At 71.8% G+C, this 24,346-nt stretch carries 19 protein-coding genes; 14 read left to right on the top strand and 5 right to left on the bottom strand.

Translation table 11 applies throughout. From position 1 onward, the window contains the following. Positions 1–159: 159 nt before the first annotated feature. Together G3I77_RS24610 and thiD are read left to right on the top strand one after the other, a co-directional pair. The gene (locus G3I77_RS24610; RefSeq protein ID WP_248507211.1) at positions 160–1,125 is read left to right on the top strand and encodes a thiamine-phosphate kinase; all 966 of its coding nucleotides are present in this window, start codon (positions 160–162) and stop codon (positions 1,123–1,125) included. Continuing rightward, positions 1,122–1,913, top strand: a complete 792-nt coding sequence (thiD, locus tag G3I77_RS24605; RefSeq protein ID WP_248507209.1) for a bifunctional hydroxymethylpyrimidine kinase/phosphomethylpyrimidine kinase — start codon at positions 1,122–1,124, stop codon at positions 1,911–1,913. Before G3I77_RS24610 ends, thiD begins: the two co-directional genes overlap by 4 nt. A 170-nt stretch (positions 1,914–2,083) precedes the next feature. Here the strand turns inward: thiD and rpmB are convergent, their stop codons facing one another. After that, a complete protein-coding gene (gene rpmB / locus G3I77_RS24600) occupies positions 2,084–2,269 on the bottom strand; it encodes a 50S ribosomal protein L28 (protein WP_003993230.1) in 186 nt (61 codons plus the stop codon). Positions 2,270–2,537: 268 nt separating this feature from the next. On the opposite strand from rpmB, the gene G3I77_RS24595 reads away from it, so the two are divergent. After that, complete coding sequence (locus tag G3I77_RS24595; protein ID WP_248507206.1) at positions 2,538–4,286, top strand: DAK2 domain-containing protein; 1,749 nt, start codon at positions 2,538–2,540, stop codon at positions 4,284–4,286. Between the two features lie 11 nt (positions 4,287–4,297). Here the strand turns inward: G3I77_RS24595 and G3I77_RS24590 are convergent, their stop codons facing one another. Together G3I77_RS24590 and G3I77_RS24585 are read right to left on the bottom strand one after the other, a co-directional pair. Beyond that, a complete protein-coding gene (locus G3I77_RS24590; RefSeq protein WP_248507205.1) occupies positions 4,298–7,234 on the bottom strand; it encodes a tetratricopeptide repeat protein in 2,937 nt (978 codons plus the stop codon). After that, entirely contained in the window at positions 7,231–9,069 is a 1,839-nt protein-coding gene (locus tag G3I77_RS24585) for an HSP90 family protein (protein ID WP_248507203.1), read from the bottom strand. The genes G3I77_RS24590 and G3I77_RS24585 overlap by 4 nt, the downstream gene beginning before the upstream one ends. Positions 9,070–9,256: 187 nt before the next feature. On the opposite strand from G3I77_RS24585, the gene G3I77_RS24580 reads away from it, so the two are divergent. The 8 genes from G3I77_RS24580 to mutM all read left to right on the top strand — a co-directional run bounded on the left by G3I77_RS24580 (position 9,257) and on the right by mutM (position 17,667). Continuing rightward, on the top strand, positions 9,257–12,499 hold the full coding sequence (locus tag G3I77_RS24580) for a helicase-related protein (RefSeq protein ID WP_248507201.1): 3,243 nt from the start codon (positions 9,257–9,259) through the stop codon (positions 12,497–12,499). A gap of 83 nt (positions 12,500–12,582) precedes the next feature. Then, positions 12,583–13,170: a 16S rRNA (guanine(966)-N(2))-methyltransferase RsmD gene (gene rsmD / locus G3I77_RS24575; protein ID WP_248507199.1), complete on the top strand. Its 588-nt coding sequence runs from the start codon at positions 12,583–12,585 to the stop codon at positions 13,168–13,170. Between the two features lie 26 nt (positions 13,171–13,196). Beyond that, complete coding sequence (gene coaD / locus G3I77_RS24570) at positions 13,197–13,676, top strand: pantetheine-phosphate adenylyltransferase (protein WP_179956584.1); 480 nt, start codon at positions 13,197–13,199, stop codon at positions 13,674–13,676. Between the two features lie 121 nt (positions 13,677–13,797). Beyond that, positions 13,798–14,883: an ATP synthase F0 subunit B gene (locus G3I77_RS24565; RefSeq protein WP_248507197.1), complete on the top strand. Its 1,086-nt coding sequence runs from the start codon at positions 13,798–13,800 to the stop codon at positions 14,881–14,883. A gap of 127 nt (positions 14,884–15,010) precedes the next feature. Then, a complete protein-coding gene (locus G3I77_RS24560) occupies positions 15,011–15,664 on the top strand; it encodes a DUF177 domain-containing protein (protein WP_248507195.1) in 654 nt (217 codons plus the stop codon). Between the two features lie 2 nt (positions 15,665–15,666). Continuing rightward, positions 15,667–15,840 carry a 50S ribosomal protein L32 gene (gene rpmF / locus G3I77_RS24555; RefSeq protein ID WP_003951102.1) on the top strand — a complete coding sequence of 58 codons (174 nt, stop codon included), beginning with the start codon at positions 15,667–15,669 and terminating at the stop codon, positions 15,838–15,840. Between the two features lie 7 nt (positions 15,841–15,847). Beyond that, the gene (gene rnc / locus G3I77_RS24550) at positions 15,848–16,702 is read left to right on the top strand and encodes a ribonuclease III (RefSeq protein ID WP_374386517.1); all 855 of its coding nucleotides are present in this window, start codon (positions 15,848–15,850) and stop codon (positions 16,700–16,702) included. 104 nt (positions 16,703–16,806) lie between these two features. After that, positions 16,807–17,667 carry a bifunctional DNA-formamidopyrimidine glycosylase/DNA-(apurinic or apyrimidinic site) lyase gene (gene mutM / locus G3I77_RS24545; protein WP_248507193.1) on the top strand — a complete coding sequence of 287 codons (861 nt, stop codon included), beginning with the start codon at positions 16,807–16,809 and terminating at the stop codon, positions 17,665–17,667. Here mutM and G3I77_RS24540 read toward each other — a convergent pair. Both G3I77_RS24540 and G3I77_RS24535 read right to left on the bottom strand, forming a co-directional pair. After that, positions 17,657–18,055: a helix-turn-helix domain-containing protein gene (locus G3I77_RS24540; RefSeq protein ID WP_031138140.1), complete on the bottom strand. Its 399-nt coding sequence runs from the start codon at positions 18,053–18,055 to the stop codon at positions 17,657–17,659. The two genes, mutM and G3I77_RS24540, sit on opposite strands and share 11 nt — an antisense overlap. Before the next feature lie 169 nt (positions 18,056–18,224). Next, positions 18,225–19,361 carry a CAP domain-containing protein gene (locus tag G3I77_RS24535; RefSeq protein ID WP_248507192.1) on the bottom strand — a complete coding sequence of 379 codons (1,137 nt, stop codon included), beginning with the start codon at positions 19,359–19,361 and terminating at the stop codon, positions 18,225–18,227. A 162-nt stretch (positions 19,362–19,523) separates the two neighbouring features. Between G3I77_RS24535 and G3I77_RS24530 the strand changes: the two genes are divergently transcribed. The 3 genes from G3I77_RS24530 to smc all read left to right on the top strand — a co-directional run bounded on the left by G3I77_RS24530 (position 19,524) and on the right by smc (position 24,178). Beyond that, the gene (locus G3I77_RS24530; RefSeq protein WP_031108009.1) at positions 19,524–19,805 is read left to right on the top strand and encodes an acylphosphatase; all 282 of its coding nucleotides are present in this window, start codon (positions 19,524–19,526) and stop codon (positions 19,803–19,805) included. A 378-nt stretch (positions 19,806–20,183) separates the two neighbouring features. Continuing rightward, the gene (locus G3I77_RS24525; RefSeq protein WP_030852030.1) at positions 20,184–20,387 is read left to right on the top strand and encodes a hypothetical protein; all 204 of its coding nucleotides are present in this window, start codon (positions 20,184–20,186) and stop codon (positions 20,385–20,387) included. Between the two features lie 212 nt (positions 20,388–20,599). Next, positions 20,600–24,178 carry a chromosome segregation protein SMC gene (gene smc, locus G3I77_RS24520; protein WP_248507191.1) on the top strand — a complete coding sequence of 1,193 codons (3,579 nt, stop codon included), beginning with the start codon at positions 20,600–20,602 and terminating at the stop codon, positions 24,176–24,178. The last annotated feature ends 168 nt before the right edge of the window (positions 24,179–24,346 follow it).

Here is a 24,346-nt window from a genome sequence, read left to right as displayed (position 1 = left end):
ACGGTATCGCGTCGTCGCTCGCCGCGGGGAGACCTGCGGGGACCGGGTCTTGCGCGCCGGGGTGCAGGTCCGGCAGAACGTGACGGTCACCTCGACCGTAACGAGGACTGAGATGCCTCGCGACCGGGCACGGACAGGGACAGAAGGGGAGAAAGGGCAATGAAGGGCACTGTTGGTGAGCTCGGTGAGTTCGGGCTCATCAGGGAGCTCACCTCCCGTCTGACCACCACCCCGGCGGTCCGGGTCGGCCCCGGCGACGACGCCGCCGTGGTGGCCGCACCCGACCGCAGGGTCGTGGCGAGCACGGACATCCTGGTGGAGGGCCGGCACTTCCGGCGGGACTGGTCGACGGCCTACGACGTGGGCCGCAAGGCGGCCGCGCAGAACCTCGCCGACATCGCCGCCATGGGCGCGGTACCGACCGCGCTGCTGCTCGGCCTGGTCGTCCCGGCCGAGCTGCCGGTGACCTGGCCGAGCGAGCTGATGGACGGCCTGCGCGACGAATGCCAGGTGGCGGGCGCCGCCGTGGTCGGCGGTGATGTCGTACGCGGCGACTCGATCATGGTGTCGATCACCGCGCTCGGCGATCTGCGCAACCAGGAGCCGGTGACGCGGGCGGGCGCCCAGCCCGGCGATCTCGTCGCGGTGACCGGCTGGCTGGGCTGGTCCGCCGCCGGGTACGCGGTGCTGTCCCGGGGGTTCCGCTCGCCGCGGGCGTTCGTGGAGGCGCACCGCCGGCCCGAACCGCCGTACCACGCGGGCCCCGCCGCGGCCGGGCTCGGGGCGACCGCGATGTGCGATGTGAGCGACGGGCTGATCGCGGACCTCGGGCACATCGCCGAGGCGAGCAAGGTGCGGATCGACATCCGCTCGGGGGCGATCGACATTCCCTCCCAGATGAACGACATCGGGCAGGCCGTCGGGGTCGACCCCATGCAGTGGGTGCTGACCGGGGGAGAGGACCACGCGATCGTGGCGACCTTCCCGCCGGACGTGAAGCTGCCCGCCCGCTGGAAGGTCATCGGCGAGGTCCTCAACCCCTCGGCGCTGCCCCAGGTGACGGTCGACGGGGCGCCGTGGACCAGCAAGGGCGGCTGGGACCACTTCGCGGACATAGAGTCATGATCCCGGGCGTCCTGACGGTGGCGGGCTCCGACTCCGGCGGCGGCGCGGGCATCCAGGCCGACCTCAAGACGATGCTCGCGCTCGGCGTGCACGGCATGAGTGTCGTGACGGCGGTGACCGCGCAGAACTCCCTCGGCGTGCAGGGGGCTTGGGAACTGCCTGTGGAGGCCGTGCGGGCCCAGTACCGCAGCGTCGTCGACGACATCGGCGTCCAGGCGGTCAAGACCGGGATGCTCGCCTCCGCGGAACTCGTGGAGGCGGTCGCCGAGTTGATCGCGGGGACGGACGCCCCGGCCGTGGTCGACCCGGTGGGCGTCTCCAAGCACGGCGACGCCCTGCTCGCCGCCTCCGCGCTGGACTCCGTCCGTACGAAGCTGCTGCCGGTGGCGACGGTCGCCACACCGAACCTCGACGAGGTGGCCCAGATCACGGGCGTACGCGTCGAGTCGGAGCGGGAGATGCGGGAGGCCGCGGCGGCCGTGCTGGAGTACGGGCCGCGCTGGGTGCTGATCAAGGGCGGGCACCTGCCCGGGGACGCCGTCGATCTGCTCACCGACGGTTCCGACGAGCACTGGCTGCGGGCGCCCAGGCACGACAACCGCCACACCCACGGCACCGGCTGCACACTCGCCTCGGCGATCGCCTCCGAGCTCGCGAAGGGGCGATCCGTGCCGGAGGCGGTGGCCGAGGCGAAGCAGTACGTCACGGGCGCCGTCGCCGCCGGGTTCGCGCTCGGCGGCGGGATCGGGCCGGTGGATCACGGCTGGCGCTTCCGCGGGGACGGGTAGCCGCCTGGGTGCGGTGCCGGGGCTGCGGCGTCGTGGTGTCCGGGCACCGCGCCCAGGCCCGCTCTCGGGCCGTGGCCTCAGGCACGTCGCCAGGGCATCGCAAAGAGCCGGCCCACCAGAGGTGGACCGGCTCTGCAGCGAACCAGCAGTGGCCGCGCGCTAGCTGAGCGTCAGCGCGAGACCTTGCCGGCCTTGATGCACGAGGTGCAAGCGTTCACGCGCTTCGGCGTCCCGCCCACCACGGTACGCACACGCTGGATGTTCGGGTTCCAGCGGCGGGACGTACGGCGGTGCGAGTGCGAGATGTTGTTGCCGAAGCCCGGCCCCTTGCCGCAGACGTCGCAGTTGGCAGCCACGGGTCACTCCAAAGACTTCAGATGCACTTACGGTTGATCCCGGCAGGCCGGGATCAAGATTCTCGGGCTTTGAGGAGCCGGTCGAAATCTGAGTGGCGTTGCCAGGGGGAAGGCCCGATCAGATCGGGCAACCGGAGCAGCATACAACGGCTGCACCCGTAGAACGAAACTACCATGGCAGCTCAGGGGCCCGGCCCCCTCCCTCTTCCGGTGAACACCGCCCCGGGGTCTACGCTGCGAGCCACGTCCAGCAGCTCAGGGAGGCGTAGTGGCGCAGCTGCCGCAGACATTCTTCGATGCTCTCGCGGTGCGCACCTGGTGCGGTCTCGCGCTCGAGACGCTGGGGCGGGCGCGTGAGGAGATCGACGCGATCAACGTCTATCCCGTGGCGGACGGCGACACCGGCACCAACCTGTATCTGACCGTGGAGTCGGCGGTCGCCGCGGTCGAGGCGGTGTTCGCGGGGCACGCGGCGGGGTCCGAAGCCGCGGTGGGCCCTGGCGCCGCGAGCTCCGGGGAGCCGACACTGGCCGACGCCGCCCGGGCGATGGCGCACGGAGCGCTCATCGGCGCCCGCGGGAACTCCGGGACGATCCTCGCCCAGCTGCTGCGCGGCATGGCCCAGGTGCTGGCCGGCGGCGCCGCCGCCCATGCCGACGGCCAGGGCCTGCGGCTCGCCCTGCGGCACGCGGCCGACTCCGCCCGCCGCGCCGTCGCCCATCCCGTCGAGGGCACCGTCCTCACGGTCGCCTCGGCCGCCGCCGACGCCGCGGACGGAGCGGAGGGCGACTGCGGGACCGTGGCCCGGGCGGCGTACGACGGAGCCCGCACGGCCCTCGCCGCGACCCCCGGCCAGCTTCCCGTCCTGGAACGCGCCGGGGTGGTCGACGCCGGCGGACGGGGACTGGTCGCGGTGCTCGGGGCGCTGGTGGAGACGTTCACGGGGGAGAGGGCCCGGGGGGTGACCGAGAGCGCGTGCACCGGGCCCTTCGGAGATCCCCACGCGCGCGTGGACCCCGCCGAAGGCACCGCGCCGGCCGACGGCGTCCCCGGCGAGTGCACCGACAGCGCCGCCGCCGTGCCCGGCCAGGAGGGGCCCGCCTTCGAGGTGATCTACCTCCTGGAGGCCGAGGACGCCGCCGTGGAGCGGCTGCGGGAGCGGCTCGACGCCCTCGGGGACTCCCTCGTCGTGGTCGGCGGCGACGGGCTGTGGAACGTCCACGTCCATGTCGACGACGCGGGCGCCGCCGTCGAGGCCGGCATCGAGGCCGGGCGGCCCCACCGGATCCGCATCACACACTTCGGCGCGGGCGACGTGCACACCACCGGCGCCGAGCGGCCGCCCCGGGAGCGCGCCCAGCGGGCCGTCGTGGCCGTCGTGCCCGGCGAGGGCCTGGCCGGGCTGTACACCGAGGCCGGCGCGACGACCGTGCTCGCGCGCCCCGGGGAGCCGCCCGCGAGCGGGGAGCTCGTCCAGGCCGTACGGCGGGCCCACGCGCGCGAGGTGGTGCTGCTGCCCAACGACGCCGACCTGCGCCACACCGCCGCGGCGGCCGCCGAGCAGGTCCGCACGGAGGGCATCCGGGTGGCCCTGATCCCGACCCGCTCGGCGGTCCAGGGCATCGCGGCGCTGGCCGTGCACGAGCCGGACCGCCGCTTCGACGAGGACGTCGTGTCCATGACCTCGGCCGCCGGCGCCACCCGCTACGCCGAGGTCACCGTCGCCGAACGCCAGTCCTGGACGATGGCCGGCATCTGCCAGGCCGGGGACGTCCTGGGCCTGATCGACGGGGACGTGGCCGTGATCGGCTCGGACGTCGCGGTGACCGCCGAGACCGTCCTGGACCGCATGCTCTCGGCCGGGGGCGAGATGGTCACCCTCGTGCTCGGCGACGACGTCCCCGACACCGTCGCCGAGCATCTGGAGGGCCGGGTCCGCGAGGGGTACCTCGCCGTCGACACGGTCGTGTACCGGGGCGGACGGCAGGGGGCCCTGCTCCTCATCGGCGTGGAGTGAGCGGACCGTGATCAGTTCTCCGCCGCGAGGCGGAGTATCTGCTCCGACTCCGCCCGCCGGGCCCGCACCGTCGAGCGGCCCCCGTCGTCGGCCTCGGTGGCGTCGTGGCCGTCGTAGGCGGCCAGCACCGCACGCGCGCGTGCCCTCGCGTCGGCGAGGCGGCCCAGCTCGACCTCCAGCCGGCCGGCGGTGAGTTCGGCGGCGGTGCGGCTGTGCACGTACCTCTCCCCGAGCGAGGCGAACACCTCTGCGGAAAGCGCCAGTTGAGACAGGGCCTCCTCGAACGCGGCCCGCCCGGGGGCATCCTCGGGGGCCCCGGAGATCGATCGGGCCAGCAGGTCACCGAACTGCCGGTGGGTGTCGCCGAGTTCGGCGACGTACTGCTGCCGCGACTCCTCCTCGTGAGCCGTGTCCCGCGCCGCCTCGCACTCCCGGAACGCGTCCGCCATCAGGCCCCGGGCCTCCGCCAGGCCGTCCGGTGCCTGCGACGCCAGCCACGCACGGGCACGCAGCGAGCGGACCAGGCCCTGGATGTTGCCCAGGTCACGCCACAAGTCCCCCGCGCGTGCGTAGGCCCGGTCCGCCTCGGCGACCAGTCCGGCCTGCCCGAGGGATTCCCCGGCCAGATGGGCGAGGGTCGCGTGGTCGTGCTGCTCGGGCCAGTGCCGGGCGATCTCGGCGGCCTGCAGGCGCCGTTCGGCGGCCGCGCGGTGCTCGCCGAGCTCGCTCAGGCAGTCGCCGAGCCACCACTGCGTCTGCACGACCGCCCCGTCGCCGTGCGTCTCGGCGGTCAGATCGGGCAGCGCCGACTCCAGCACCTCCGCGGCCTCGGCCCACCGCCCCTGCCGCAGCAGGAACCCGCCGAGCTGCTGTCGCGCCCAGGCACCCAGTGTCGCCGACTCGCCCGCCTCGTCGGCCCAGTGGGCGGCCTCCAGGGCGTGCCGGGCGGCCTCCACGGCCTCGCCCCGGCCGCCGACGACCTCGGCGAGCTGAAGGTGCAGCTGGGCCCGTCCCGGCGCTTCCAGATGCGGGCCGCCGTGCTCCAGGGCCGCCCGCAGCGCCCGTTCCGTCTCCGCCATGTCGCCGAGGTGGTGGGTCAGGGAGGCCAGCCGGGCCTCGTACTCCACCGCGAACCACGGCAGCCCCGCCGCGACGAACGCCGCCGCGCCCCGCGCGAACAGCTCCGCGGCCGCCTCCAGATCTCCGGCCAGCCCCGTCAGCTCCCCGAGCATCGCCTGCGCCTCGGCGACCCGCGCGGCCAGCCGTACGTCCTCCTCGGTCCGGCCGTCGACGAGCGCGAGGACCTCCCGGACGGCGGCCTCGGCCTCGGCGAGAACCGCCCCGTCGCCCTCGCCGCCGTGCGCCCGGCGCGTCAGGATCCGCGCCCGGCTCATCACCACGGACGCCGTCTGCCGTATCCCCGTGCCGTCGGCGGCGTACAGCGCGAGGATCTCGTCGTACGGGCCGGTCACCGCCACGACGGCGCCGTCCACGTCGCCCGCGAGCGCGCGGACGTACGCCCCACGCGCGCGTGCCGCAAGCGCCTCGCCCGGGTCGCCCGCCGCCGCGTAGAGGCCGGCGGCCCGTTCGAAGAGCTCGATGCCCCCGGGGCCGAGGGACATCGCCTCGTGGTCGGCCATCTCGGCACGGTCGCGCGGGTCCAGCTCGACGCCCTCCGCCGCCTCGGCGGCCGCCGCCCACGCCTCCACGGCGTTCGGCCGCAGGGTGTCCGACAGCCGCCGTGCCTCGGCCAGGAGGGCGGGCAGATCCGGCTGTCCGGTGCCTGACGCCTCCGGAAGCACGACCGTCGGGGGAGCGGGTGGCGGGAGCGGCCGTACCGACCGCACGCCCAGCGGCAGCCGCTCCGCGAGCGGCTGCCGCGCCATACGCGCGCGTGCCCGCTCGCTCACGTGCGTCGTGCCGTTGCGTTCGTCGAAGCGCGCAGCCAGGGCGAGGGCCTCCCCGCGCGCGTGCGTGGCGAGTTCGCGGGCGGTCCACTCCCGGCCTGCCGGACCCGGCACCCGCCCTTCGCCCAGCCCGAGCCCGGTCAGCCGGTCCATGAGCAGGGCCACCACGCTCATGAAGTCCAGCCTGCTCTGTGCATGCCCGTCGCCCGTGAAGTACGCCGGCCGCTCCGCGAGCAGCTCCAGGCCCCGCGCCTCGTTGCCCGTCAGCGCGCAGAACTCCACGTGGTCCGCGTACGCACCGCGCATGCTCTCCATCGCCCGGACGAGCCGGAAGCCCCGCAGGTGGTGGGCCCGGGCCTCGTCCAGGCGCCCCAGCCGCAACAGCGGCACCAGGGAGGACGCGAGGACCGTGTGCGGCTCGTGGGCGCAGGTGTACTCACCCTCCAGCACCGGCCGCCACAGCTCCAGCGCCTCGGAGTCCCGCCCCTGCTCCGCCTGCCACCAGCCCTGCCCGTGCAGCTCACAGGCGTGGCAGTCGGCCATGGTGTCCCGGTCGGCGGCCAGCCACGCGGCATACGCCCGCTCGGCCCGCGCCACGTCCCCGACATGCGCGGCCACACTGAGCTCGGCGCTGCGCACGGCCCGCTCGGAATGCCCGGCGAGCCGGTAGCGGTGCTCCATCTCGCCGAGCCACTTCTCGACCGAGGCGAGCGGGATGTGCGGCTGGTCGAGCATGCCGGCCGAAACCCATTTGAAGACCCAGTGCAGCGAGTACGTCTCGTACTCGTCGAAGTCCTCGGGCCGTTCGTCCCACATGCGCAGCAGACGGGCGAAGGGGACGAACATCTTCCCCTTCTCGGAGCTGTAGTTGTAGACCTTCAGCTGGTGCCCGAGCGCCTCGATCACGGCGAGCGGGATGTTCAGCTTCTCGGCCGCCGTCAGCAGCTCCTCCGCGCGCGCGTTGCGGGCCGGCCCCTCCGGCTGTTCGGAGTTCTCCGCCATCGCCCCGCGCAGCGCGTCGAAGTCCGTGATCTCGCTCATGCCTGACCGTCCTCGCTGTGCGTGGCCCACTCCAGGAGACCGATGAACGCGCGGTTGAGCAGCGCCGAGTCGGCGGGCCTGAGCGGCCGCTGCGCCATCAGCAGCGCCTGCCCGTACAGCGACTCCGTGGCGGTGCCGATCAGCTCCGGGTCGTGCAGCGAGCTGATCCGCCGGACCAGCGGGTTGAGGTGGTTGAGCACCAGACGCGCGCGGGGAGCGCTGCCGCGCAGGGAGCCGAGGATGCCCGCCCACAGGTCGTCGGCCCGCGCCTCGGCGTCCGCCCGGGCCTGTTCGTGCCGGGCGTCCCGGTCGTCGAGGTGCAGCGCGGGCACGGACAGCGGGTGGAAGGCCCGCAGCACGACGTCACAGCCGAGCGGATCGAGCCGGGCCCGGGCCGCCGCCAGGAAGCCGGACAGGGCCAGCTCCTCGGCCGGGTCGACCGCGTCCAGATGCGCGGTGACCGTCTCGGCGTCCAGCTCGGCGACCACGGTGCCCGGCCGCACCGACGGCAGCGCCTCCACCAGCTCGCTGTCGTACGTGTAACCGCCGTTGATCACGCCGATGCCCTGCGCGGACGCGATCGGCGCGACCTGCCGGTACTCCTCGACGGTCCGCGTGAAGTGCACCACCGGGTGCCGCTGCGCGAACTCCTCCAGGGACAGCCGCCCGTCGGTCGTCTCGAAGGGCAGCCACGGCAGCATCGTGCGCAGCATCTCCCGGTCGTGCCGGGCCAGGGACTTCACGCCCAGGTGGTGCACCGACAGGAACGCGGCCAGCCGTTCCGGATCACCGGCCGCCAGCCCCGTCAGCCAGGCACGGATCCGCTCGCCCAGCGCCTCCCGCACCCCGGCCAGCGTCTCGTCCTCGTACAGCGACTCGCGTGACGCCGTGGGCCGCAGACTGTCCGTGTCGAGCACGCAGCGCACGAAGAACGCCCAGCCGGGCAGCAGCTGTTCGGCCCGCTCGGTCAGCAGCATGCCCTTCAGGTGCACCCGGTGCCCCGCGCGCTGGGCCGGGCTGACCGCCGACGGCAGCACATACGCCACCCCGCGGATGCCGGCCAGCGGCACGGACAGGTCGATCGTGTCCAGCGGGGTGAAGCCGAACAGGTCGTGGCAGTGCCGGGCGAGGGCGACACGGCGGGCGGCCGGGCCCGGATACGGACGGTCCCAGGGCGCCGGAAGGTCGGTGACCGCCTCGTCGCCGACCCGGACGTCGTACGGCAGCAGCGACCCGAAGTCCCGGGCCAGCGCGGCGACCCGCTCGGGCGTGAGCCACTCCGCGGCCCCCGCCCGGGCCACCAGATGCACGGTGGTGCCCGGTTCGGGCCGCTCGGCGTCCGGCAGTGTCCGCACGGTGTAGGAACCGTCGTCGGACGCCGTCCACTCCACCGGCGGCGCCCCGGGCGTACAGGCGCTGCGGCTGACGACCCGGATCCGCTCGGCGACGACGAAACAGGCCAGCAGCCCGATGCCGAACTGCCCGAGGAAGTCGGACCGTGCCTCCTCAAGCCCCTCGGCCCGCTTGGAACTGCGCCCGATGGTGGCCAGCAGGCTGTGCACATCCGCCTCGGTGAGCCCCACGCCGGTGTCCTCGACACGCAGGGCTCCGCCCTCCGCGTACAGCCGGACCCGGGCGGGGGCGCCGGGCTCGTCCACGCGTCTGGCCGTGATGGCGTCCACGGCGTTCTGCAGCAGCTCGCGCAGATATACCTTGGGGCTGGAGTAGAGGTGGTGGGAGAGCAGGTCCACCAGACCACGCAGGTCGACCTGGAACATATGAGGTGACTGGGGCGAATGGGATGCCTGGGATGCCTGTGAGGTCTGGGAGTCCATCTTCACGGCGCCGGTGGGGGACTCGCGACGGCGCGGGGTCGGGCGGTCCCGGTGGGGCGGTGACCGCGAAAGAGGGCCGGGAGCGCGTCATCCTAAGGCCCGAACCAGCCGCCTGACCAGGGGTTTCCGGGATCTTTACGGCGAGCCCGGCCGCGGCCGGAGGCCATTGTCAGTGGCGTGGTGTGCAATGGATCTCGTGCCCGCACTGGAAGAACCCCTGCGCCAACCGCTGAAGTCGGTGCTCGGCCCCGCCACCGCGAAGGTGATGGCCGAGCACCTCGGCCTGTTCACCGTCGGCGACCTCCTCCACCATTACCCGCGCAGATACGAGGAGCGCGGCCAGCTCACCCACCTCGCCGACCTCCCCATGGACGAGCACGTCACGGTGGTCGCGCAGGTGGCCGACGCCCGCCTGCACACCTTCGCCTCAGCCAAGGCCCCGCGCGGCAAGGGCCAGCGCCTGGAGGTCACGATCACGGACGGCAGCGGCCGGCTCCAACTGGTCTTCTTCGGCGCGGGCGTCCACAAGCCCCACAAGGAACTCCTGCCGGGCACGCGCGCGATGTTCGCGGGCAAGGTCTCCGTCTTCAACCGCCGCCTCCAACTCGCGCACCCGGCCTACGAGTTGCTGCGCGGCGACCCGGAGGAGTCCGTCGAGACCTGGGCGGGCGCCCTGATCCCGATCTACCCCGCCACCGCCAAACTCGAGTCCTGGAAGATCGGCAAGGCGATCCAGACGGTCCTGCCCACCGCCCAGGAGGCCGTCGACCCCCTCCCGGACACCCTGCGCCAGGGCCGCGGCCTGGTGCCCCTCCCCGAGGCCCTGCTGAAGATCCACCGCCCGCACACCAAGGCGGACATCGAGGACGCCCGCTCCCGCCTCAAGTGGGACGAGGCCTTCGTTCTCCAGGTCGCCCTGGCCCGCCGCCGCCACGCGGACGCCCAACTCCCCGCCGTCCCCCGCAAACCCGCCCCCGACGGCCTCCTCACCGCCTTCGACGCCCGCCTCCCCTTCACCCTCACCGACGGCCAGCAGCGGGTCTCCCGGGAGATCTTCGACGACCTGGCCACCGACCACCCGATGCACCGGCTGTTGCAGGGGGAGGTCGGTTCGGGCAAGGCCCAGCCCCTCGACTCTCTGGTGCTCACACCCATGGGCTTCCGCCGCATGGGGGATCTGCGCGTGGGCGACGAGGTAGTGGTGCCGGACGGGGACATCGGGCTGATCGACGGTGTCTTCCCCCAGGGGCAGCGTGATGTGTGGCGCCTGGTCCTGTCCGACGGGAGTTCCGTCGAGTGCGACGACGAGCATCTCTGGATCGTCGGCACGAGCCGCGGTTGGCACCGTGGTCAGGCTCCCAAGGTCATGACGACCCGGGAGATCCGTCTCGACACGTTCAAGGCCAACGGGTCCTCGAAGTGGTACATCCCGCCGGCGAAGCCGGTCGATCTCGGTGGCGACGCCGGGCTACCCCTCGACCCGTACCTGATCGGGCTGCTGCTGGGGGACGGTTCGTTCCGGCACAACCTCCGCCTTTCCACCATCGATGACGAGATCCGTGAGGCAGTCGCGGTGGCAGTGGCGCCCGATTGCCTGCTGGTACCGGTGAAGGGATCACACTGTGACTACACGATCCAGCTCAAGCAGCGTGCCGGAGGCGTGCGCAACCCTGTGATCCAGGTCCTGCGTGAGTTGGGCCTCTGGGGAACGACGTCACACGAGAAATTCGTCCCTCAGGCTTTCAAGAACGCCTCGATCAAGGACCGTCTCGCCGTGCTGCAGGGGCTTCTGGACACGGACGGTACCGTCCAGGCCGACGGCATGAGCATCTCCTTCTGCTCGGCCTCACTCCGACTCGCGGAGGACGTCGCATGGCTCGCGCGTTCTCTGGGTGGCCGGGCGCGCGTGCTGTCGAGGAAGGCCGCGTACAACGTGCAGGTGTCCCTGCCGGACGCGTACGCCCCGTTCCGCCTCACCCGCAAAGCAGCACGCGTGCGTCCGAGGCCGAAATACAACACGTTCCGGCGCGGCATCCGGGCGGTCGAGTACGTGGGGCGGAAGCCCGTCCAGTGCATCAGCGTCGCCCACCCCAGTCATGCCTACGTGACCGATCACTTCACCGTTACCCACAACACCATGGTCGCCCTGCGCGCCATGCTCGCCGTCGTCGATGCCGGTGGCCAGGCCGCCATGCTCGCGCCCACCGAAGTGCTCGCTCAGCAGCACCACCGGTCCGTCGTCGAGATGATGGGCGAGCTGGCCGAGGGCGGCATGCTGGGCGGGGCCGAGCAGGCCACCAAGGTCGTGCTGCTCACCGGTTCCATGGGCGCCGCCGCCCGGCGGCACGCCCTGCTCGACCTCACCACCGGCGAAGCCGGAATCGTCATCGGCACGCACGCGCTGATCGAGGACAAGGTGCAGTTCCACGACCTGGGTCTGGTCGTGGTCGACGAACAGCACCGCTTCGGCGTCGAGCAGCGCGACGCCCTGCGCGGCAAGGGCAAACAGCCCCCGCATCTGCTGGTCATGACCGCCACGCCCATTCCGCGCACGGTCGCCATGACCGTCTTCGGCGACCTGGAGACCTCCGTCCTCGACCAGCTGCCTGCCGGCCGCTCGCCGATCGCCAGCCATGTGGTCCCGGCCGCCGACAAGCCGCACTTCCTGTCCCGCGCGTGGGAAAGGGTCCGCGAGGAGGTGGAGAACGGCCACCAGGCGTACGTGGTCTGCCCCCGTATCGGTGACGAGGAGGACGACCCCAAGAAGTCCGGCAGGAGGAAGTCCCCCGAATCCCCTGAGGACGCCGCCGAGAAGCGTCCGCCCCTCGCCGTCCTCGACGTGGCCGACCAGCTGGTCAAGGGCCCTCTCCAGGGCCTCCGGGTCGAGGTCCTGCACGGCAGGATGCACCCCGACGACAAGGACGCCGTCATGCGCCGCTTCGCCGCCGGCGAGACCCATGTCCTGGTCGCCACGACGGTCATCGAGGTCGGTGTCAACGTCCCCAACGCCACCGCCATGGTGATCATGGACGCGGACCGCTTCGGCGTCTCCCAGCTGCACCAGCTGCGCGGCCGCGTGGGCCGTGGCTCGGCCCCCGGCCTCTGCCTCCTGGTCACCGAGATGCCCGAGGCGAGCCCGGCCCGCCAGCGCCTGGGCGCGGTCGCCTCCACCCTGGACGGCTTCGAGCTCTCCCGCATCGACCTGGAACAGCGCCGCGAGGGCGACGTCCTCGGCCAGGCCCAGTCGGGCGCCCGCACCAGCCTCAGGATGCTCGCGGTCATCGAGGACGAGGAGATCATCGCGGAGGCGAGGCAGGAGGCGACAGCCGTCGTGGCGGCCGACCCGGAGCTGACCGGCCTTCCCGGCTTGCGCACGGCTCTGGATGCCCTGCTGGACGAGGAGAGAGAGCAGTACCTGGACAAGGGGTGAGGGTGACGTGCCCCTAAGGGGCGCGGGGAACTGCGCGACCAGCCACACTGATACCTGAAGCCGCCCACGACCAAGGACCACAGATGACCCGCGTGATCGCCGGCACAGCCGGCGGACGTCGCCTGGCCGTACCCCCGGGCACCGGCACCCGCCCCACCTCCGACCGAGCACGCGAAGGCCTCTTCTCGACCTGGCAGTCCCTCCTCGGCGGCCCCCTGGACGGCGAACGCGTCCTCGACCTCTACGCCGGATCAGGAGCCGTGGGCCTGGAAGCCCTCTCCCGAGGCGCCGGCCACACCCTCCTCGTCGAGGCCGATGCGCGAGCGACCCGGACGGTCCGCGAGAACGTGAAGAGCCTCGGACTCCCCGGCGCCGAGGTCAGATCAGGCAAAGCGGAGCAGATCATCCGCACATCGCCCCCAGGTGACCCGTACGACCTCGTTTTCCTCGACCCTCCGTACGCCGTCACGGACGACGATCTTCGGGAGATCCTCCTCACACTCCGTACAGAGGGCTGGCTCGCCGGAGAAGCCCTCGTCACCGTGGAGCGCAGCACCAGAGGCGGTGAATTCCGGTGGCCCGAGGGTTTCGAACCCCTCCGGGCCCGTCGCTACGGCGAGGGAACGTTTTGGTACGGTCGCGCCGCCTCTACGTGCGAAGACGCACGATGACCGGACCGGAGAGCGAGGGAACACAAGTGCGCCGCGCCGTCTGTCCCGGGTCGTTCGACCCGATCACCAACGGACACCTCGACATCATCTCCCGCGCCTCCAGGCTGTACGACGAGGTCTACGTCGCGGTGATGATCAACCAGGCCAAGAAGGGCCTGTTCGAGATCGAGGAGCGGATCGACCTGATCCGCCAGGTCACCGCCGAGTACGGCAACGTCCGCGTGGAGGCCTTCCACGGCCTGCTCGTCGACTTCTGCAAGCAGCGCGAGATCCCCGCCATCGTCAAGGGCCTGCGCGCGGTCAGCGACTTCGACTACGAGCTGCAGATGGCCCAGATGAACAACGGCCTCTCGGGTGTGGAGACCCTCTTCATCCCCACCAACCCCACCTACAGCTTCCTGTCGTCCTCCCTGGTCAAGGAGGTCGCGACCTGGGGCGGCGACGTCTCCCACCTGGTGCCCGCGGAGGTCCTCGGCGTCCTCACCGAGCGCCTGAGGAGGGACTGAACCGGCCCCGGAGATCCCCTCGGGGCCTGACTGCCCGTCACCCGGTGTTCCGCGGCGACCCCATGGCCGTACAGTCGTCCCGTCCGTCTCCAACGCATCTGTAGAGAGTGGCGAGCACACGGTGGACGTGCAGAAGAAGCTCGACGAGATCGTCTCCGCGGTCTCCGGCGCCCGGTCCATGCCCATGTCGGCCTCGTGCGTGGTCAACCGCGCGGACCTGCTCGCGATGCTGGAAGAGGTGCGTGCGGCGCTGCCCGACTCCCTCGCCCAGGCCCAGGAGCTGATCGGCGGCCGTGAGCAGATGGTCGAGCAGGCGCGCCAGGAGGCCCAGCGGATCGTCGAGAGCGCGCACGCCGAGCGCGGCTCGCTGATCTCCGGCACCGAGGTCGCCCGCCGCTCCCAGGCCGAGGCCGACCGGATCCTCTCCGAGGCCCGCCAGGAGGCCGAGGAGATCCGCGCCGAGGCCGACGAGTACGTCGACTCCAAGCTCGCCAACTTCGAGGTCGTCCTCACCAAGACCCTGGGCTCCGTCGGCCGCGGCCGCGAGAAGCTCCTGGGGACCGGTCCGGGCGTCGACGAGCAGGGCTACGAGGACGAGGACGCCCCCGAGCGCAGCCACGACCCGGAGACCCAGCGCCGCAGCGCCGACGAGTACGTCGACGTCAAGCTGGGCGCCTTCGAGGCGGTCCTCGCCAAGACCCTGGAAGCCGTCGGCCGCGGCCGGCAGAAGCTGCACGGCCGGATCGCCACCGACGACCTCGGTGCCCTCGCCGACGACGCGAGCACCGTCCAGCACTCCAGCGACGCCGACTACCTCGCCGACCTGGCCGCCCTCGCCGAGCCGAAGCCCCCGGTCGGCCAACCCGCCCAGCAGCAGGACTACGCACAAGCGCAGCCGGCGTACGCCCCGGCCTCCGGCTACGACCCGGCGACAGGCGCCCCCGTTCAGCAGCCCGATCCGTACGGCGGCTACCCGCAGCAGCAGCCCTATGCCGCCCAGCAGGACCCCTACGGCTACCAGCACGCCGATCCCTATGGCTACCAGGGCTACGACCCCCAGCAGACCGCCTACGACCCGAACCAGGCCCAGCAGCAGGCCCAGCAGGGCCACCAGGGGTACGCCCTCGACGAGACCAGTCTCTTCGACACCGGCATGATCAGCGCCGAGCAGCTGCGGGCCTACGAGCAGGGTCGCGGCCAGGGCTGAGCCCCGGATTGGGCCGACAGCGAATGGTCCAGTATCCTGGCTCTTCGGTCGCGCGTACGTCCGCGATCAACGCTGCCCGGGAACACCGAAGGGCAGCGCCCGCGAGTTCTTCAGATCGAAAGCAGGAATGGCCCTGAACGCCCGCCTCGACCACCGCAACCCCCTCGTGTTCGACACGCACGAGCTGGGTCGGCGGCCTGGTGCGCTGCAGCGCCTGACCCGCACGGTCGACGCTCCCAAGGACCTCGGTATCAAGGGAGTCATCGGAGTGCCGGAAGGCGCCCCGGTGGAGCTCGAACTCCGCCTGGAGTCGGTCATGGAAGGGGTGCTCGTCACAGGCACCGCCCGTGCCACGGCCGAGGGGGAGTGCGTAAGGTGTCTGGAGCCGCTCGAGCAGCAGCTCGAAGCGGAGTTCCAGGAGATGTTCTCGTACCCTGACGCCGATGACCGGGGCCGCGTGATCGCGGAACCGGGCGACGACGCCGAGGACGACGAGGACAGGCTCTTCCTCGAGGACGGCTTGTTCGACCTCGAGCCCGTGCTGCGTGATGCGGTGGTGCTCGCACTGCCGATGCAGCCGGTGTGCCGGGAAGACTGCCCCGGTCTGTGTGCCGAGTGTGGCGCGCGGCTGGCGGACGACCCGGACCACCACCACGACGCCGTCGACATTCGTTGGGCGGCATTGCAGGGACTCGCCGGCACCATGAAGGACGGCGAGAAGGACGAGATGAGCGGCGGCGCGCCTCAGTCAGCACGCGCCGACGAGAAGCAGGAGAAGTAGCCGTGGCTGTTCCGAAGCGGAAGATGTCGCGCAGCAACACGCGCCACCGCCGGTCGCAGTGGAAGGCTGCGGTCCCCACCCTGGTTGCGTGCGAGCGCTGCCACGAGCCCAAGCAGCAGCACATCGCGTGCCCGTCGTGCGGCACCTACAACAAGCGCCAGGTCCTCGAGGTCTGAGCGGCTGGTGAGAGGCACTGTGTCCACGCCTAAGAACAAGTCTTCCCGTGTGAGCGGGAGTGCTCCGGCGGACAACAACCAGGCCTCGTCCCACACGCTTCTGGAAGGGCGGCTCGGCTACAAGCTCGAGTCCGCCCTTCTGGTGCGCGCACTGACCCACCGGTCGTACGCATACGAGAACGGCGGTCTGCCGACCAACGAGCGTCTGGAGTTCCTCGGGGACTCCGTCCTCGGCCTCGTGGTCACGGACACGCTGTACCGCACCCACCCCGACCTGCCGGAAGGCCAGCTGGCCAAGCTGCGGGCAGCGGTGGTGAACTCGCGTGCGCTCGCCGAGGTGGGCCGCGGGCTCGACCTGGGCTCCTTCATCCGGCTCGGCCGTGGTGAAGAGGGCACGGGCGGCCGGGACAAGGCGTCCATCCTCGCCGACACCCTGGAAGCGGTGATCGGCGCGGTCTACCTCGACCAGGGCCTGGACTCGGCGGCGGAGCTGGTGCACCGCCTGTTCGACCCCCTGATCGAGAAATCCTCGAACCTCGGAGCCGGCCTGGACTGGAAGACCAGTCTCCAGGAGCTCACCGCGACCGAGGGACTCGGCGTCCCCGAGTACCTGGTCACGGAGACAGGCCCCGACCACGAGAAGACCTTTACTGCTGCCGCCCGCGTCGGAGGCGTCTCGTACGGCACCGGCACCGGCCGCAGCAAGAAGGAGGCGGAGCAGCAGGCCGCCGAGTCCGCATGGCGGTCCATCCGGGCCGCGGCGGACGAGCGCGCCAAGGCGGCGAAGGCCGCCGAGGCGACGCAGACGGCAGCTGCTCAGACCGCCGCCCAGACGGTCACCGACGGCCCCGCCGACGGCTGACCGCCGCCGCCCTCTCCAGGGGCGGCAAGCACAGCGCACCCGAGCGCCCGCCCCTGCCCGGGGCGGGCGCTCGCGTCATCCACAGGTTCGTGACGGGGGACCCCATGCCCGAGTTGCCCGAGGTCGAGGTCGTACGGCGCGGTCTCGAGCGGTGGGTCGCCAACCGGACCGTCGCCGAGGCCGAGGTGCTGCACCCGCGCGCGGTGCGCCGCCACCTCGCGGGCGCCGACGACTTCGCGCACCGCCTGAAGGGTCACCGCATCGGCGTCCCCAGCCGCCGCGGCAAGTATCTGTGGCTGCCCCTGGAGGACACGGACCAGTCGATCCTGGCCCACCTCGGCATGAGCGGCCAGCTCCTGGTCCAGCCGCACACGGCCCCGGACGAGAAGCATCTGCGCATCCGCGTCCGCTTCACCGACGCCCTGGACACCGAGCTGCGCTTCGTCGACCAGCGCACCTTCGGCGGCCTCTCGCTGCACGAGAACACTCCCGACGGCCTGCCCGACGTCATCGCGCACATCGCCCGCGACCCGCTCGACGAGCTCTTCGACGACGAGGCCTTCCACCGGGCGCTGCGCCGCAAGCGGTCCACGATCAAGCGGGCCCTGCTCGACCAGTCGCTGATCAGCGGCGTCGGCAACATCTACGCGGACGAGGCCCTCTGGCGCGCCCGCATCCACTACGAGCGCCCCACCGCGACCTTCACGCGCCCGCGCACACTGATGCTCCTGGGGCATGTGCGGGACGTGATGAACGCGGCCCTCGCCGTGGGCGGCACCAGCTTCGACAGCCTGTACGTCAACGTCAACGGCGAGTCGGGCTACTTCGACCGGTCGCTCGACGCGTACGGACGCGAGGGCCTGCCCTGCCGGCGCTGCGGTACGCCCATGCGGCGGCGGCCCTGGATGAACCGGTCGAGCTACTACTGCCCGAAGTGCCAGCGGCCGCCGCGGATCACGCCCTAGCGGAGTCGTACCGCTCGCGGGCGGCCAGGACCTCGTCCATGCTGCCCTCCACGAAGTGGATCAGGGCGAGCAGCCGCTCGGCCACGTCGCGCCCCAGCGGCGTCAGTTCGTAGTCCACCCGGGGCGGGTTGGTCGGCTGGGCCTCGCGGTGGACCAGGCCGTCGCGCTCCAGGGCGTGCAACGTCTGGGACAGCATCTTCTCGCTCACCCCGTCGACGCGGCGGCGCAGCTCGTTGAAGCGCAGCGAGCCCTCGTACAGGGCGCCGAGAGCCAGGCCGCCCCAGCGGCCCGTGACGTGCTCCAGCGTGCCGCGCGACGGACAGGCCTTGGCGAACACGTTGTACGGGAGGTCGTCGAGGCCCTCCGCGAGCTCCTGGGTGGTGGTCATGAGCCCAAGGATACGGCAGCGCAGCGCTAACCAACAGGTTGCACTTACCTAAAGTTAGTGCTCTCGTCGAGGCCGGTGCGCCACGGCCGAGCGGCTGCGCCAGCGCGTGACGGAGGCGGCCAGGGTGTTCCTCAAGGGCCTGGCCGCCGCGTGAGCGTCGTCGGCAGGCCTAGTAGCCGAAGTTCTGGGTCCACCAGGGGCCGCCGGAACCGAGTTCGACACCGACGCCCAGCGTCTTGAAGTCGCAGTTCAGTATGTTGGCGCGGTGGCCGGGGCTGTTCATCCAGGCATCCATCACCGCCGCGGCGTCGGCCTGGCCGCGGGCGATGTTCTCGCCGCCGAGGTTGGATATCCCGGCCTTCTCGGCCCGGTCCCAGGGCGTGCGGCCGCCGGGGTCGGTGTGGTCGAAGAAGCCCCGCGCGGCCATGTCCTCGCTGTAGCTCTGGGCCAGATCGGCCAGGGCGCTGTTGGCGGCGACCGGGCTGCAGCCCACCTTGGCCCGCTCCTCGTTCACGAGGCTGAGCACCTGGGCCGCGGCGGCGGACTCCCCGGACAGAGCGGCGGAGGCGCTGGGCGCCTTCGGTGCCTTCGTGGCCGTACGGGAAGGCGTGTTGTCCGGCTTCTCGCTCGGGGTGGCCGCCGGCTTCTTCTTCTCCGGAGTCTTCTCCTGCGTCTTCTCCGTCTTCTCCGTCTTCTCCGGTGTCTTCGTCGGCGCGGCCGACGACTTCGAGGCGGACGGCGACGGCGAGCCCGGACGCTCGGCATTCCGGCTGGTGGACGCCTCGTCTCGGCTGTCGGCGCTGCCGGAGGTACCGCCCTGCTCGCTCGGGGTGTTCGTCGGCGTGTCCCCGGCCTGGACCCTGTCGGCCCCGCCGTTGCCGCCGAGCTGGTAGTTCTCGAGGCCGGGCACGGCGCCCGTGGCGACCGCGACCGTGCCGAGGGCGACCGCGGCGGAGACGCCGAGCAGTCCGGTGCGCATCGGCCGGGCGGTCTTCTTGCGGCGGCGGTGCGACCCCGCGCGCCGGGCGCCGCCGTCGGGCGTGAAGCCGTCGCTCGCGAAGGCGGCTGTGTCGCCGTAGGGGTCACCCGCGGCGGAGGCGTCCGCCGCGAACAGGTAGGCCTCGCTCTTCGCGTAGTTGTCCGCGTACGCCTCGGGGTTCAGATAGGGCGCGATGCCCATCGTCGGGGCGTCGTCCGCGGTGGAGTACAGCGGACCGTAGCCCTCCGCGAAGCCGTCGGCGTGGGTGGTGCCCGTGGCGCGGCCCGTGGCGGCGCGGCCGGCGTCGGAGCGTCGGTGGCGTCCCATGTCCTGGCCTTCCTCGTCCTGGCGGTGGACTCGTCCTCGAGATCAACACCAAACTCACTCGATCGTGTGAGTTTCATATGAGATTCGTTGAGGGGGGACGGTACCGCATGGCGCAAGTGGAGGAAGTGTCCCGAAGAGAGATTGGGCGGTTAGGTTGCAGTCATGAGCGAGGATGTGCGACTGGTCGCCTGGGTGCGTGGACGCGTCCAAGGTGTGGGTTTCCGCTGGTTCACGCGGGCCAAGGCTCTGGAGATCGGCGGCCTGAGTGGCTTTGCTCTCAATTTGGGCGACGGCCGGGTCCAAGTGGTCGCCGAGGGCGGGCGCGAGGGCTGCGAGGGCCTGCTGGAGTGGCTCCAGGGTGACGACACGCCCGGCCGCGTGGACGGCGTCACCGAGATCTGGGACACACCTCGCGGCGGCTACGACGGCTTCGCCATTCGCTGATCACGCCCGCCGGGCGGCTCCCGAGGCCTCCTGTGGACGGGGCGCAGGGGACGACCCCGGACGGAAACTTGCTGGTGATTGCCAAGAATCGCTTGCCTTGGCACGCTCCGCACGCAAGGATGATCGCCACGCCCCCAGGGCCCCGCAGAAGCCGCAGTACGGCCGTTCCAGGCCGCGCGTGCCCGGGTCGCCCCCAATACGGGGCGTGATCGTGTTGACCGTCAAACTTTTTGGTGAGACGCTGAAAGCCCCGCGCACCTTAGCTGTTTGGCATGGCTGAACGGCAGTACAACTCCAGGCCCTGCCAAAACCGCGGGTGCGAATCCCTCACGACCCACACCGCAGCGGTCGGTCACGCATTGTGGAGGACCATCCATCATGGCAAAGGCGCTTCTCGGTTACGTCGGCGGCTCCGACCCTCGACTCCTCGCCGAGATGCGACGGCTCCAGCAGCGCGTCCAGGACCTGGAATCCGAACTCGGACGAATCCAGGCGGAGAACGAAGCGCTGACGGCTGCCGCTTCTCACGACAGGATCATGGAGAGCGTTGACGCACACCAGGCGGAGCCTGCGCTCACCTGATCACTGCACCGCTCCACAACAGCACAGCAGTGGTTGGGCCGCCCGTCACAACCGCCAAGTTGTCAGAAGTGCAAGGGACGCCCTGTCGGCGTCCCTTCTTTCTTGCCCCCGCATCCTTTCACCGTCTTTAACGTCTGATGTGCCCTGCGCGTTCAGCGGCGAAACCGTGGGTTCATGGAGTGAGACCAACCCGGGCGGTAGAGTCCGGCGGCGTGCACCTCAAGGCCCTGACCCTCCGCGGGTTCAAGTCGTTCGCCTCGGCGACCACCCTCCGGTTCGAGCCGGGGATCACGTGCGTCGTCGGACCGAACGGCTCGGGCAAGTCCAACGTCGTCGACGCGCTCAGCTGGGTCATGGGCGAGCAGGGCGCCAAGTCGCTGCGCGGCGGCAAGATGGAGGACGTCATCTTCGCCGGCACCACCGGCCGCCCCCCGCTGGGCCGGGCCGAGGTGTCCCTGACCATCGACAACTCCGACGGGGCCCTGCCCATCGAGTACGCCGAGGTCACCATCACGCGGATCATGTTCCGCAACGGCGGCAGCGAGTACCAGATCAACGGCGACACCTGCCGCCTCCTCGACATCCAGGACCTCCTCTCCGACTCCGGCATCGGCCGCGAGATGCACGTGATCGTCGGGCAGGGCCAGCTCGACTCCGTGCTGCACGCCGATCCCATGGGCCGCCGCGCCTTCATCGAGGAGGCCGCCGGCGTCCTCAAGCACCGCAAGCGCAAGGAGAAGGCGCTGCGCAAGCTGGACGCGATGCAGGCCAACCTCGCGCGCGTGCAGGACCTCACCGACGAGCTCAGACGGCAGCTCAAGCCGCTCGGCCGCCAGGCCGCCGTCGCCCGCAGGGCCGCCGTCATCCAGGCCGACCTGCGCGACGCCCGCCTGCGCCTGCTGGCCGACGACCTCGTGCGGCTGCGGGACGCCCTCAAGGCCGAGGTCGCCGACGAGGCCGCACTGAAGGAGCGCAAGGAGTCCGCCGAGCAGGAGCTGCGCAAGGCGCTCCAGCGCGAGGCCCTGCTGGAGGACGAGGTCCGGCAGCTCACGCCGCGGCTCCAGCGCGCCCAGCAGACCTGGTACGAGCTGTCCCAGCTCGCCGAGCGGGTGCGCGGCACGATCTCGCTGGCCGACGCCCGCGTGAAGAGCGCCACCTCCGCGCCCCCCGAGGAGCGACGCGGCCGCGACCCCGAGGACATGGAGCGCGAGGCCGCCCGTATCCGCGAGCAGGAGGCCGAGCTGGAGGCGGCCCTGGAGGCCGCCGAACGCGCCCTGGAGGACACGGTCGCCCACCGCGCCGAGCTGGAACGCGCGCTCACCCAGGAGGAACGGCGCCTGAGGGACGCCGCCCGCGCCATCGCCGACCGGCGCGAGGGTCTGGCCCGGCTCAGCGGCCAGGTCAACGCCGCCCGCTCCCGCGCGGCCTCCGCCCAGGCCGAGATCGAGCGCCTGGCCGCCGCCCGCGACGAGGCGCAGGAACGTGCCGTCGCCGCCCAGGAGGAGTACGAGGCCCTCAAGTCCGAGGTCGACGGCCTCGACGCCGGCGACGCGGAACTCTCCGAGCGGCACGAGGCGGCGAAGCAGCAGCTGGCCGAGGCCGAGGCCGCCCTCACGGCAGCCCGCGAGGAGGCCACGGCGGCGGAGCGGAGACGCGCGGCCACCCAGGCCCGCCACGAGGCCCTGGCGCTCGGTCTGCGCCGCAAGGACGGCACCGGGATGCTGCTCGCGGCAAAGGACCGCCTCTCCGGCCTGCTCGGCCCGGCGGCGGAGCTCCTGACGGTGACCCCGGGGCACGAGGTCGCTCTGGCCGCGGCGTTCGGGGCGGCGGCGGACGCGATCGCCGTCACGAGCCCGGCCTCGGCGGCGGACGCGATCAGACTCCTCCGCAAACAGGACGGAGGCCGGGCCACTCTGCTCTTGGCAGGAGATCCTCGCCCTGGGGGCGCAGGGCACTGCGCGACCGGCCACGACGCATCCGCAGACGCACGACACACCTACGCCGCAGACCTGGTCCGCGGCCCTTCCGACCTGATGCCCGCCGTCCGACGCCTCCTCCACGGCATCGTCGTCGTCGGCACCCTCGAAGACGCCGAGGACCTCGTCTACACCCACCCCGATCTCACCGCGGTCACCGCCGAAGGCGACCTGCTGGGCGCCCACTTCGCCCACGGCGGCTCCGCAGGCGCCCCCAGCCTCCTGGAGGTGCAGGCCTCCGTCGACGAGGCCGCCGCGGAGCTGGAGGAGCTGGCCGTCCGCTGCGAGGAGCTGACCGGGACGCAGCACGCGGCCGTCGAGCGGCGCAAGGAGTGTGCCGCGCTGGTCGAGGAGCTGGGGGAGCGGCGCCGGGCCGCCGACCGGGAGAAGTCGGGCGTCGCCCAGCAGCTCGGGCGGCTCGCGGGCCAGGCGCGTGGTGCGACCGGTGAAGCAGAGCGTGCCACCGCCGCCGCGGCCCGTGCCCAGGAAGCCCTCGACAAGGCGCTCCAAGAGGTCGAGGAACTCGCCGAGCGGCTCGCCGTCGCCGAGGAGATGCCGATCGAGGAGGAGCCCGACACCTCCGCCCGGGACCGGCTCGCCGCCGACGGTGCCAACGCCCGCCAGACCGAGATGGAGGCCCGCCTCCAGGTCCGTACGCACGAGGAACGGGTCAAGGGCCTGGCCGGACGGGCCGACTCCCTGGACCGGGCCGCCCGCGCGGAACGCGAGGCACGCGCGCGTGCCGAGCAGCGGCGGGCCCGGCTGCGGCACGAGGCGGCCGTGGCCGAGGCCGTCGGCGCGGGTGCGAGGCAGCTGCTCGCGCACGTCGAGGTCTCCCTGGCCCGCGCCGACGAGGAGCGCACCGCCGCCGAGGCCGCGAAGGCCCGCCGCGAGCAGGAGCTCGCCCGTGCCCGCACCGAGGGGCGCGATCTCAAGGCCGAACTCGACAAGTTGACGGATTCGGTTCACCGTGGCGAGGTACTCGGCGCCGAGAAGCGGCTGCGCATCGAGCAGTTGGAGACCAAGGCGCTGGAGGAGCTGGGTGTCGAACCGGCCGGGTTGGTGGCGGAGTACGGTCCGCATCAGCTCGTGCCGCCCTCGCCCCCCGCCGAGGGCGAGGAGCTGCCGGATGACCCGGAGCACCCGCGCAACCGGCCCCGGCCGTATCTCCGGGCCGAGCAGGAGAAGCGCCTGAAGTCGGCCGAGCGTGCCTACCAGCAGCTCGGCAAGGTGAACCCGCTCGCCCTGGAGGAGTTCGCGGCCCTGGAGGAACGCCACCAGTTCCTCAGCGAGCAGCTCGAGGACCTGAAGAAGACGCGGGCGGACCTCCTGCAGGTGGTGAAGGAGGTCGACGAGCGTGTCGAGCAGGTCTTCACCGAGGCCTACCGCGACACGGCCCGGGAGTTCGAGGGCGTCTTCAGCCGGCTGTTCCCCGGTGGCGAGGGGCGGCTGGTGCTGACCGACCCCGACAACATGCTCACCACGGGCGTGGACGTCGAGGCGCGTCCGCCGGGCAAGAAGGTCAAGCGGCTGTCGCTGCTCTCGGGCGGGGAGCGGTCGCTGACCGCGGTGGCGATGCTCGTGTCGATCTTCAAGGCGCGGCCCAGCCCGTTCTACGTCATGGACGAGGTCGAGGCTGCCCTCGACGACACCAACCTCCAGCGGCTCATCCGGATCATGCAGGAGCTCCAGGAAGCCTCCCAGCTGATCGTGATCACCCACCAGAAGCGCACGATGGAGGTCGCCGACGCGCTCTACGGCGTCTCCATGCAGGGCGACGGTGTGTCGAAGGTCATCAGCCAGCGCCTCCGCTAGATGCGTGGCCTCTACATCGGCCTCACCTGCGGCGCTCTATGACTTCAACACTTGAACACATAGCCGACACACTCCTGCCTCAGATTCACGACTCTCGCCCTATTGACTTCGAAACTTGAAGGCATAGTCTCGGCAACGTTCCTTTTACCTTCAGGTACCTTCAGGTGA

It is taken from the genome of Streptomyces sp. D2-8 (assembly GCF_023184515.1).
Taxonomy (GTDB): Bacteria; Actinomycetota; Actinomycetes; order Streptomycetales; family Streptomycetaceae; genus Streptomyces.
The sequence above is the reverse complement of the archived record's forward strand: the minus strand, read 5'-3'. Positions and strand labels throughout refer to the sequence as shown.